The following is a 12,080-nucleotide window of genomic DNA, read 5'->3' on the forward strand; positions in this document are numbered from 1 at the left end:
GATCAGCGTGAGCCTGTGCGTGGGTGTACCCCTGAACCTGACCAGCCTGCTGGGCAGCGTACCGGGTAACGTGCTGACGGGTCTGACAACGACCTTACTGGGCGGGGGCGCGGTGCCCACCAACCTGAGTGTGGTAGCGGGTCTGAACGCCTTCAACTTAGTGAGCACCAATCCGCTGGGCTGCTCGGCTACTACAACTATTAGTGTAACGGGTGTGAACGCACCGGTGCTACCGCCCTTGGGTCTGTCGCTGTGCGTAGGTACCAGTGTGAGTCTGTCTTCGCTGACGGGTCCGGGTGGGTCGCTGTCAATCCTGAGCGGCTTAACCAATGTGTTCAGTCTGAGTGGGACAGTGCTGACCGATCCTTTATCGGTGAGTGCCGGAGTTAGCCTCTTCGACGTTACCAGCACCAACCCGCTGGGATGCAGCGCAACAACAACGATCAGTGTAACGGGTGTGACGGTGCCAGGAATATCACCACTCTCGCCCATCAGCCTGAGTCTGTGCGCAGGCACTACGCTGGATTTGACGAGTTTGACGATCCTGAGTGGCTTAACGAACGTCTTTAGTCTGAGCGGCACTGTTATTAATGCGCCGGTCTTAGTAAGTGCGGGAGTAAGCGTGTTCGATGTAGTGAGCACCAATCCGGCGGGTTGCAGTGCTACGACAACGATCATCGTCACGGGTACTGGGTTGTCGTTAACCGTCACACCCGGCGCTTGTAACACGGCTACCAATGAATTCACACTGACGGGCACAGTAAGCCTGACTAATTCACCGGCTGCCAGTCTGACGATTACGGATGGTACGGCAACGGTTACGGTCTCTGTTTCAGCGGGTCAATCCTCCGCTACGTTCAGCTTGTCGGGCTTACTCTCAGGAACGGGTGCTCACACGGTCACCGTAGCGTCAACCGGAATCTGCAGCACGGGCGCGTCAACTACGTATGCCGCTCCGATTTCCTGTACGTCGACGGCCAGCCTGGGTAACTTAGTCTTCGCCGACAACAACCAGAACGGGGTGCAGGATGCAGGCGATACGCCGATCTCAAGCGTGACGGTGACGCTGGTCAGCAACGGTACGGTGGTCGCAACCACGACTACTGACGTTGCCGGTCTGTACTCCTTCACGGGTCTGACGCCGGGTGTTCCTTATTCAGTGAGCTTCACGGCACCGGCCAATTATTCGGCGTCGACGCCCAACGTGGGTGGGGATGATGCCATTGACAGTGATCCGGTGGCAGGCATTACGGCGCCGGTTACCTTAACCAGTGGGGAAAACAATACCAGTATAGATGCAGGTTTCATTCTGCTGACCGCTTCGTTAGGTGACCGTGTGTTTGTCGACGCTAACCGCGATGGGCAGCAAGGACCAGTGGCTCAGGAGCCAGGTATCTTCAATGTGACGGTCAGCCTGTTCAGTAACGGCACATTGGTAGCTTCGACTACTACGGACGTGAATGGCCTGTACAGCTTCACGGGTCTAACCCCAGGAGTTCCTTACTCAGTGAGTTTCACGGCTCCGGCAGGCTTCTCGGCCACGTTGCAGAACATGGGTGCTGATGCTACCGACAGTGACGGTGATCCGGCGACGGGCCTGACGGGTACTTACTCGCTGACGGCTAATGAGAATAATCTCACCGTCGATCAGGGTTACTACCAACCCGCCAGCTTGGGTAACTCAGTCTTCGCCGACAACAACCAGAACGGGGTGCAGGATGCGGGCGACACGCCAATCAGCAGTGTAACGGTGACGCTGGTCAGCAATGGCACAGTCGTGGCGACCACTACTACTGATATCGCTGGAATGTATTCCTTCACGGGTCTGACGCCGGGTGTTCCTTACTCAGTGAGCTTCACGGCACCGACCAATTATTCGGCTACCGTTCCTAACGTGGGTGTCGACGACGCCATCGATAGTGATCCAGTAGGAGGGGGTATTACGGCTCCGGTTACCTTGACATCAGGAGAGAACAACACCTCAGTTGATGCAGGCTTCATCCTACTGACGGCTTCGTTGGGCGACCGCGTGTTTGTCGATGCGAATCGCGATGGGCAACAGGGATCTCCGACTGCGGAACCCGGCATTCCGGGTGTGGTCGTGGTGCTTTTAGACGGCACCCTGACGCCAGTCGCTTCGACTACCACCGATGCCAGCGGTCTGTACAGCTTCACGGGTCTGACACCGGGCGTTCCTTACTCGGTGAGCTTCACGACCCCGGCAGGCTTCTCGGCTACGTTGCAGAACGTGGGTGCTGACGCTATTGACAGTGACGGTGATCCGGTGACGGGTCTGACGGGTACTTACTCGCTGACGGCCAACGAGAACAACTCGACGGTCGATCAGGGCTACTACCAGACAGCCAGCTTAGGTAACATGGTCTTCGCCGATAACAACAACAATGGAGTGCAGGACGGGGGCGATACGCCAATCAGCAGTGTGACGGTGACACTAGTCAGCAACGGCACGGTTGTAGCAACTACCGTTACGAATGTTGCCGGGATGTACTCCTTCACCGGATTGACGCCGGGTGTACCGTACAGTGTGAGCTTCACCACGCCAGCCAACTTCACCGCGTCGGCTCCCAACGTGGGCGGGGACGATGAACTTGACTCTGATCCAGTGGGCGGTATTACCACACCGGTCACGCTGACTTCGGGCCAGAACGACACGAGTGTCGATGCGGGCTTCTCCCCACCAACGGGCAGTATCGGCGATATGGTCTTCAACGACCTGGATCGGGATGGTCGGCGGGATCCGGGTGAGCCGGGCGTCAGTGGCGTGACGGTCCGGTTGTTACAGGAAACGACACCGGGTAACTACACGGTAGTTTCGGTGACGCTGACGACGGGCAACGGTGGCTATCTATTCCCGAACCTACCCGCCGGAAACTACATCGTTGAGTTCGACGGCACGAATCTGCCAGCGGGCTTTACGTTCACTCAGAGTCCGAATGCACCGGGTGTGCCCGACGATCTTGACAGCGACGCCGATCCGGTAACGGGCCGCACGGGGGTTATCACGATTGTACTGACCGACCCGGCTCAGCGTAACATTACAGCGGTGGATGCCGGATTGGTAACGGATTGCCCGCCCGCCAAATGCGTACCGTTTGTGATTACGCGGACTCGGTAAATAGCAACTAAGCAGCAGCAACGGGGGCCGCTAACCGGCGGCCCCCGTTTATTACTTCACGTCACTAAACATTATTACCGCCTTGATCGACTATCTACGGACTACCCTGCACTCATTCGCCAATAATTACCAGGCCATTATGTGGCGCCTGCGCGAATGTTCGCTCAATGATGAGCAATTAGGAACAGCACTCGGAGTCAGCGGCAACGCGATCCGAAACCGGCGCGCCAAACCCGACCTTTGGAAACTGTCGGACGTGGAGCGGTTAGCCACTCATTTTGCGCTGCCCGTTACGGCCTGTATTCAGCTCAATCAGGCGCTCCACGAGTTGCCCGGTCACCTGCGAACAACGCCAAACGACCAACGGCGGAAAACGGAGCGCTTGCTGCTCATTAAAACGAATCAACTGGAACTGTACAATCAGTCGGAGTGGCCCGTGCGGCAACTGCTGCGCATGCACCGGGCCTTGACAAACGGCAGTCACTGAGGAGACTGAGCCTGACGCAGGAATGTCCTGCATCAGGCTTACTTTTGCGGTGGTTAACTATTCCCACCGTATGCGATCCGTCCCTTACCTATCCGTTATATTTCTGTTTTTGACCGCCGGTATCGTCTCCGCTCAGACGCCCACGCTGGTACGCGGTCCCTACCTACAAGTCGTTACGCCCACCTCCGTCACCGTCCGTTGGCGAACGAGTCAGCCCACAACGGGTCGGGTATGGACGGGTCCTACGACTGCTCAACTCACTGGCAGTCAGCGCGAAACGCAGCCTGCACTCGATCATAGCCTGACCCTGACGGGCCTGCAACCGGCCACACGGTACGCCTACGCCATTGGTTACGACGAAACTCAGCTAACATCGGGACCGGATTATTACGTTCAGACAGCTCCACCAACTGGCGACACCCGCCCGTTTCGGCTGTGGGTGCTGGGCGACTTTGGCTTTGGTAACGACAATCAGCGGGCCGTTTATCAGGCGTATCGTACCGCTACCAGTAACCGCCCTGCCGACCTGTGGCTCTGGCTCGGCGACAACGCGTACTGCTGCGGCTTCGATGACCAGTTTCAACGATACGTGTTCGACGTATATGGATCAACGTTCCGAAACACGCCTTTTTATCCAACACCCGGTAACCACGATTACGCCGATAGCCGGACCAATTTCGACATTACTTACTACAAACTTTTTTCTGTGCCGAAGCAAGGAGAAGCGGGGGGAGTAGCCTCAAATTCATCGGCTTATTTCTCGGCTGATTACGGCAACGTTCACCTCATTTCGCTCGATTCACAGGCGCAGCAACCCGACGATCAGAAACGACTTTACGACACCACCGGTACGCAGGTACAGTGGCTCAAGCGCGATTTAGCCGCCAACCGACTGCCCTGGACACTGGTTATTTTCCACCACCCGCCCTACAGCAAAGGGTCGCACGACTCCGACACGGAAGAGCAAATGCGACTGCTGCGCGAAAACCTGACGCCCATCTTTGAACGTTACGGGGTTGATCTGGTCATGAACGGCCACAGCCACAACTACGAACGCTATTACCGGTTAAAAAACCAAACCGGTTTGGCCAATACGTTCGACCCGGCGAAGCACATTGCCGAAGCCACCACTGCCCGCTACGATGGTTCGCCCAATTCCTGCCCTATCCTGACCAAAGGCCAGGGAACGGTGTATGTGGTGAACGGGTCGGGCGGGGCATTGGGGGGCGTGTCGCCGGGCTACCCGCACGGGGGCATGGCAGCGGGTTACCGGGGCGACATTTGGGGTGGTTCGATGCTCCTCGACGTAACCGATAACCGGCTCGACGCGCAGTTTATCGCGTACGACGGCTCGGTGCAGGACAAGTTCACGCTGATGAAGGCCGTTAATAAAGTTGCCTCGCTCACGGCTGAATTTGCGGATACACTCCAGATTTCGGCCTCGTGGGTTGGCGATTACCGCTGGATGGACAGCCAGACGAGCCGTTCAATTCGGTACGTTGCCGACAAATCCGGTACGTTTCCAGTTACCGTCAGCGACGCCCAACAGTGCCTGACCGATCAGTTCACGGTACTGGTTCTGCCGCAACCGGTGCTCACCACCCGAACGTCGGCGTCGGTCTGTGCGGGTGGCACCCTCGCCGTTACGGCCACACCCGAAAACACGACGAAGGCCGCTGGCTGGCAGTATGACGTGCTGCTGTCGGACGCGTCGGGTAGTTTTTCGGCGGGGCGCGTGATTGGATCTGGTACGCTAACGGCGCTCAACGCGACGCTGCCCGCCTCTCTCCCCGCCGGAACGGGCTACCGGCTGCGGGTTCGGCCGCGTGGCATTGCCTACGCCCAATTGGTGCCGAGCGAACCAATTGCCGTAAAACTGCCCGCAACGGCTACCCTCACCGGTTCAGCGTCGGTATTGGCTGGTGAACCGGCCTCCTTAACGCTCACCTTCACGGGCGAGGGGCCGTGGCGGGGCACATTATCGACCGGGACAACCTTCTCGGCCACAACCAGCCCGACGGTAGTAAGCGTTCAGCCGTCGCAGACGACGTCGTATTCGGTTGCCACGGTTGAAAATAGCTGCGGATCGGGAACCTCGACCGGTCAGGCGATGATTACGGTGCTGTTGCCAACCGAAATAGCGCCATTTGCGGGCGGGTATTTACATATTTACCCTAATCCAGCGAAAGATGTTATTTATGTGACGCTCTCGACGGGTCAGAAAAAAGAAACCAATCTCCGCCTGCACGACGGACAGGGACGATTGGTTTATCAGAAGAAATTTAATTCGTCAACGCTGGCAGAGGAGGCCGTTCCGATGCCGGATCGTATTGGAACGTATCTGTTAACGGTGCAGGTCGGTCAGCAGACGATTACGCGGAAGGTTGTCCGGGAATAAACCCAATACCTACAGCACCTGTCCAACGCCGAAGAGCACCACAAACAGCAGCGTCGAGAGCGCTAATTGACCCAGCCGGGCGTTGAGTTCGGCGGGGCGTTCGTGGGTGGCTACCGCCCGCCCGTTCAGCACAAACAGCGGAAACGCCAGCACGTAGATATAGCCCACCCAGGACGCTTCGTTGAGGAACGAATACGTCAGGGCGCAGGCCATGCCCGCAATCAGCAATCCCCAGTGGTACCGAATGGCCAGCGACCGGCCCAGCCGCGCCGGAATGGAGCGTTTGCCCGTCATGGTGTCGGTCTCAATATCGCGAATGTTGTTGATGTTCAACACGCCGGTGGCAAACAGACCAACGCTCGTGGCGGGTAGCAGCAGCAGCGGCACAAACGACAGCGTGTGCAGAAAATAGGTGCCCAGCACGCCCACCCAGCCAAAGAAAACCAGCACCGCAATGTCGCCAAAACCGGCGTAGCCATACGGTCGTTTCCCATTGGTGTAACCCACCGCAGCGGCAATGCTGAGCAAACCGAGAATTAGAAAAATCCAGAACCGGGGAGGAATATTGGAGGTACCTGAATCACGAAATGATTCGATCAGCAGCCACACCCCACTAACGAGCGATAGCACCGCCGTGATGACGATGCCGCGCAGCATGGCTTCTTTGGTGATATCGCCGGTGGCCACGGCCCGGCGTGGTCCTACCCGCTGATCGGTATCCTTGCCCGACACCGCATCGCCGTAGTCATTGGCGAAGTTGGATAGAACTTGCAGGAAAATCGTTGTCAGCGAGGCCAGCAGCGCGATTGTCCAGCTAAACTGCACGTTAGCCAGCGCCAGCAGACTACCCAGAATAATACTGGCCAATGACAGCGGTAACGTACGCGGCCGGGCCGCAGCGATCCAGGGGTTCATACAATTAGTGAATGAGTGAAAGGGCAAGAGAGTGAAAGAGCGAACAGCCAACGCTGGCCTTATCCGCTCTTTCACTCTCTCGCTCTTTCACTAATTAAATTCCAACGGCTTTCTTGAACTCCGCGTCGTCGGGTTTCACGCCCGATGCAAAGAAGTTGGTCAGTTTGCCCGCTTCGTCGATGACGTATTTGCAGAAATTCCAGGTTGGGGCTTTGTCGTTCCAGCCGTTGAGCGATTTGGTCGTCAGCCATTTGTAGAGCGGGGCCTGATCGTTACCGACCACGTCGACCTTCTCAAACATCGGAAACGTGACGCCGTAATTTTTTTGGCAGAAACTGGCGACCTCTTCGTTGCTGCCCGGCTCCTGACCCATGAAGTTATTGGCCGGGAAACCCAGCACGACAATTTTGTCACCGTGCGCTTTGTAGAACTTTTCCCAATCGGCATATTGTGGTGTGTAACCACACTTGGAAGCTGTATTGAGGATTATAACTTTTTTGCCTTTGAAGCCGCTTAAAGGCACCGTTTTGCCGTCGATGCTTTTTACGGTGAAATCATAGAGCGATTTGGTGGGCGCTTCCATGTTGGTTGGCGCAGCAGCGGCATCTTTCTTATCGCTGAAAATACCTTTGACAATCGTTGATAACGACATAAAGCTGGTAAGGGCCACGACGAGCGCAACCGCAATTAGGGTGAAAATGAGGGGCTTTTTCATGGTGGTTTGGAATTCACATTTTTTCGGGAACGTCTATGCCTAACAACCCCATCGCCTTCCGGATGGTTTCCGCCACTGATGCCGACAGAATAAGCCGGTTGCGGAGTTTGTCGGGGTCGGTCTCCTTCAGAATCGACAGCTTATCGTAGAATTGGTTAAACGTTTTGGCCAGTTCGTAGGCGTACTGCGCAACGTAGGACGGAGCCAGATCATCGCCCGCTTCTTTTACCCGCTGCGGATACTGACTCAGTAGAAAGATGAGTTGCTGCTCGATTTCGTCTAATTCCGTTGCGGCAACGGGTCCATCAGTTGGTAAACCCGTCTCAGCCGCCTTGCGCAGCACCGACCGAATTCGGGCATGGACATACTGGATGTAAGGCCCCGTGTTGCCGTGCAGATCGACCGACTCGGTGGGGTTGAACTGCATTCGTTTCTGGGGGTCCACTTTCAGTAAATAATACTTCAGCGCCCCCAATCCCAGCATTTGAAACAGACTGGACTTTTCTTCGGCGCTGAACTCATCGAGTTTACCTTTGGCGGCCTCGTCGGCGGCTGCGGACGCGGCTTCGGTCGTTTCCTGAATCAGATCATCAGCGTCGACTACAGTGCCTTCGCGGGATTTCATCTTACCCGACGGCAAATCGACCATGCCGTAGGAGAGGTGATACAACTGGTTGGCGTAGGGCCGACCCAACCGGCGCAGAATGGCAAACAGGACGTTGAAATGGTAATCCTGCTCATTACCCACCACCCAAATCTGGCGGTTGCTGTCAAAGTCGCCGTACTTCAGTTCGGTCGTGCCGAGGTCCTGCGTCATATACACCGACGTACCATCGGACCGCAGCACGAGCTTATGGTCCAGTCCTTCGTCGGTCAGGTCAATCCAAACCGAATTGTCGTCTTTGCGGTAGAAAACGCCTTGCTGCAATCCTTCTTCAATGATTTCTTTACCGAGCAGATAGGTCTGGGATTCGTAATAGGTTTTGTCGAAGCTGACGCCAACGCTGCGGTACGTTGCCTCGAACCCGGCGTAGACCCAGGCGTTGAGTTTATTCCAGAGCGCCAGCGTATCAGGATCGCCCTGTTCCCACAGCCTGAGCATCTGCTGCACGTCCTGCATCAGTGGGGCCGTTTTTTCGGCGATTTCCTTCTCAGATCCTTGCGCTACCATCTCCTCGGCCTGTGCTTTGTAGGCCTTATCAAACAGCACGTAGTATTTGCCAATCAGGTGATCGCCCTTCATATCGGCTGACTCCGGCGTTTCCCCATCACCGAATAGCTGATAAGCCAGCATCGACTTACAGATGTGAACGCCCCGGTCGTTGACGATGCAGGTTTTGGCGACGTTGTACCCATTAGCCTTGAGAATCCGGCTGACTGAATCGCCGAGGAAAATATTGCGCAGGTGGCCGAGGTGAAGGGGTTTGTTGGTGTTGGGCGACGAGAACTCAACCATCACCGATTGCCCGTTTGCAGGTAAGGTTCCGAAGGTTGACGTATCGGCAATATCAGTCAGCACCTCCAGCCAGGCCGCATCGGCGATGCTGATGTTCAAAAATCCCTGTACGACATTGAATCCGCTGACGATCTCGCTATTTTCAACCAACCAGGCTCCGATGGCTTGCCCAATTTGCGCCGGTGCCTGACGGAGTGCTTTCGTGAGGGAAAACGTAACGAAGGTGTACGTTCCCTCGAATTCTTTTTTGGTGGGTTGTAGAACTACGTCGCCGATTTCCTGCTGATATAATGCAGCAACGGCCCGTTGAATGGCACTGCTTACTTCGTCCTGTATATCCATGTAGTCATTAACCGCACTAACGGTGGCGGTTTAGCGGGGGCAAAAGTACGAACCTTTCTTTGTCATGCTGAGGAACGAAGTATCTTCGGTGGCTACAACAGTCGGTTGAGAAGATGCTTCTTTCCTCAGCATGACAAAAATTACGGCCGCAGCACCGTCGTGCTTTCGGCTTCAGACTTGACTTTCTCCTTCGAGAAAAACACCGGGAAATACCCGTTTTCGGCCCAGATCGGGAACAGGTCGCGGTAGTGGGGGCTGGCCGGGTCGCCCGACTGACCGGGGCTGTTAATACCCAGTGTTTTGTCCCAATCCTCCGTATCAACCAAAATTCGGAACGAGGCCCCGTGGGTTTGGTTGAGGTTGTTGGCCGTTGCGTTGACGGTTTCGCCATAACCACCCCGCGCCACCGGACCGAAGTTTATTTTTTGCTGCATCGACTGCTCGACCAGGTCGCTGAGCGGGTGGGTGATGGTGATGTGCTTGTTTTTGCGCTGCCCGTAGGACCAGTCGTCTGGGTCGGCCCCGAGTCGGGTGGTCAAATCGGCCACGGCGCGGTCGAGGCAAACGAGCAGCAGGCTGTCGCGACTGGCGGTTGGTGGCAACAACGCATCTATAATTCGCTTGGTCGGAAGGCTTTTGAGGTAGGGTAGGGCCGCTTGGGGAATTATCTGCTGCGCTATCGTCTTTTTTAGCTGATCCTCCCACGCTACGTAGATCGCGGCCGGAACCGAACTGGGATCAAGCTTATAATCCCACTTCCGCAAATAACTCAGCGCCTGTTCCGTGCTGCCGTTGGGCGACGACAGGTTTTGTAACAGTGGTACCAGTTTCCGGGCAGGAATGGACAAGTAATCGGCTTGCAGGGCCATGAAATCCACTAAGCTCTTGCGTTTACCGTCGTTCAGTACTTCCTCAATGCGGTGCGCCCGACTCGGCCCGGACCACGTCCAGCCAATCGCGTTGCGGACTGGAAAATTAGCCGGGGTGAGATTGTTGTTGGCCGTGACGACGTAGCCTTCGGGCGGGTTGAGTTTGTTGGGCAACTGCTGAATGGGCAGGTAGCCGCCCCACTCGAATCGGCCGTCGCCCGGCACCGGCACCAAGCCGGTATGATTTTTTCGGATTGGTGACTGACCCACCGCCTGCCAGCCAATGGTGCCGCTTTTATCCGCCCAGATCATGTTTTCGCCCGGCAGTCGGCTAAACAGACACGCCTGCCGGAATTCGGTCCAGTTCTTAGACTGGTTCATCCGCAAACTGGCTAAATACGGCGCACAGCCCGTTTCGAGCCAGCCAGCCCGCACGGCATACGCTTTGTGGTTCACTTTATCCTCAAACACCACCGGGCCGTGTCGGGTATATTTCAGCGTAGCCACAACGCGCGATCCACCCTTTACTGGAATGGTTTCGGTGAGCACGTTCATGGCCACCCAGCTACTTGCCGCACCCTTGCCTTTGTAGCGGTACTGGTTGGGGTTAGCCGGGTTCGTTTCGTATACGTACAGATCTTCATTGTCGGTCTCGAAAATCGTCAATCCCCAAGCGCCATAGTCGTTGTGACCAATGGAAATACCCGGCAGCGTTGGCTCACCGGCACCGACTACGTTCCAGCCCGGCGCGTTCAGATGCACCCAGTAGCGCAGCGACGGCGTTGATTGCGCCCGGTGCGGGTCGTTGGCCAGCATGGGGTAGCCACTGCTCGACTTGTTGCCGGAGATGATCCAGTTATTGGAGCCGATATATTGTTTCTCGTTATTGAAGTAGTCGTCTCGGCTGGCTTCGTCCTCGTCGGCCTTCGTCGCGCGTCCGCCAAACTTGAGTGGTAATCGAAAGGCTTCATACAGTTCCAGAATTGGCTGAAAGAGTTGGTCGCCGTTGACGTGCAGGGTCAAATCCGGTTCGTTTGGTTTCGTTTTGGGATGAAACCAGCTTAACTCGCGCAGCTTGTCGGGGCCGATGAGCTTGACCAACCGGCCGTAGTTCAACTCTTCCCGGACGTTATACGCCAGTCCCTGATGGCGGCTGATGACGACTTCGGGCGTCCACAGGCCTGGTTTTGTGTCCAGCACCTGAAACTCGAAGGGCAGCGTAGCCGGTGTTTTCAGCGCTTTGGTGATGTAGGCGTTGATACCATCGACAAACGCCCGAACAATCTGCGGACCACGCGGATGGTAGTGCCGGAGTTCGGTGTCGAGGTCGCCAGCCGTGGGTCGGAACCGAAATAATCTCGTACCAATGTCGCGCTTCACCTCCTGCGGACCGAGGAGTTCGGCCACGGTGCCGGTTGCCTGCCGACGCCAGATTTCTAATTGGAACAGCCGGTCCTGAGCGGCCGAGTAACCTTGGGCAAAAAATAGATCGTGCTCATTTTTAGCGTAAATATGGTTAACGCCCCAGCGGTCGCGAATAATCTCGACGGGTTGCTGGAGGCCGGGTACGTTCAGCGGCTGATTAGGCTGAGCCGAGCAGCCGTACGTGGCGAATAGACAAAGGGTAAGAATAAAATCGAATCGGTTGAGCATCATGAATCGGGTTGAACCCGAACATACGCATAATTTCAACGCTAACTCAAAAGGGCGGCAAAAACGGCTTTACCGTTCTTACCGCCCTGTGAATTGGTAGTACGCTACG

Annotated in this window: 7 protein-coding genes; 3 read left to right on the plus strand and 4 right to left on the minus strand. The window is 56.2% G+C overall.

Annotation, left to right across the window (positions count from 1 at the left end; all coding sequences use genetic code 11):
- The 3 genes from ACYVHB_RS28045 to ACYVHB_RS28055 form a co-directional block, all read left to right on the plus strand.
- Nucleotides 1-3,136, plus strand: a 3,136-nt coding sequence (locus ACYVHB_RS28045; RefSeq protein WP_461055211.1) for an SdrD B-like domain-containing protein, incomplete at its 5' end; no start/stop codon positions are given.
- Nucleotides 3,137-3,218: 82 nt separating this feature from the next.
- Complete coding sequence (locus ACYVHB_RS28050; RefSeq protein WP_461055212.1) at nucleotides 3,219-3,623, plus strand: hypothetical protein; 405 nt, start codon at nucleotides 3,219-3,221, stop codon at nucleotides 3,621-3,623.
- 70 nt (nucleotides 3,624-3,693) lie between these two features.
- Nucleotides 3,694-6,021: a metallophosphoesterase gene (locus tag ACYVHB_RS28055; protein WP_461055213.1), complete on the plus strand. Its 2,328-nt coding sequence runs from the start codon at nucleotides 3,694-3,696 to the stop codon at nucleotides 6,019-6,021.
- A gap of 9 nt (nucleotides 6,022-6,030) precedes the next feature.
- Here the strand turns inward: ACYVHB_RS28055 and ACYVHB_RS28060 are convergent, their stop codons facing one another.
- The 4 genes from ACYVHB_RS28060 to ACYVHB_RS28075 form a co-directional block, all read right to left on the minus strand.
- On the minus strand, nucleotides 6,031-6,936 hold the full coding sequence (locus ACYVHB_RS28060) for a 1,4-dihydroxy-2-naphthoate polyprenyltransferase (protein ID WP_461055214.1): 906 nt from the start codon (nucleotides 6,934-6,936) through the stop codon (nucleotides 6,031-6,033).
- A 94-nt stretch (nucleotides 6,937-7,030) separates the two neighbouring features.
- The gene (locus tag ACYVHB_RS28065) at nucleotides 7,031-7,651 is read right to left on the minus strand and encodes a glutathione peroxidase (protein WP_461055215.1); all 621 of its coding nucleotides are present in this window, start codon (nucleotides 7,649-7,651) and stop codon (nucleotides 7,031-7,033) included.
- A 13-nt stretch (nucleotides 7,652-7,664) separates the two neighbouring features.
- Nucleotides 7,665-9,449 (minus strand): arginine--tRNA ligase, encoded by a 1,785-nt coding sequence (gene argS, locus ACYVHB_RS28070; RefSeq protein ID WP_461055216.1) that lies wholly within the window; start codon nucleotides 9,447-9,449, stop codon nucleotides 7,665-7,667.
- Nucleotides 9,450-9,589: 140 nt separating this feature from the next.
- Complete coding sequence (locus tag ACYVHB_RS28075) at nucleotides 9,590-11,971, minus strand: penicillin acylase family protein (protein WP_461055293.1); 2,382 nt, start codon at nucleotides 11,969-11,971, stop codon at nucleotides 9,590-9,592.
- Nucleotides 11,972-12,080: the final 109 nt, after the last annotated feature.

It is taken from the genome of Spirosoma arcticum, from assembly GCF_054779955.1.

Bases quoted from the DNA above. Each gene is read 5' to 3' on its own strand.
- ACYVHB_RS28055 (WP_461055213.1), top strand. From the start codon at position 3,694: ATGCGATCCGTCCCTTACCTATCCGTTATATTTCTGTTTTTGACCGCC.
- argS (WP_461055216.1), bottom strand. From the start codon at position 9,449: ATGGATATACAGGACGAAGTAAGCAGTGCCATTCAACGGGCCGTTGCT.
- ACYVHB_RS28060 (WP_461055214.1), bottom strand. From the start codon at position 6,936: ATGAACCCCTGGATCGCTGCGGCCCGGCCGCGTACGTTACCGCTGTCA.
- ACYVHB_RS28075 (WP_461055293.1), bottom strand. From the start codon at position 11,971: ATGCTCAACCGATTCGATTTTATTCTTACCCTTTGTCTATTCGCCACG.
- ACYVHB_RS28065 (WP_461055215.1), bottom strand. From the start codon at position 7,651: ATGAAAAAGCCCCTCATTTTCACCCTAATTGCGGTTGCGCTCGTCGTG.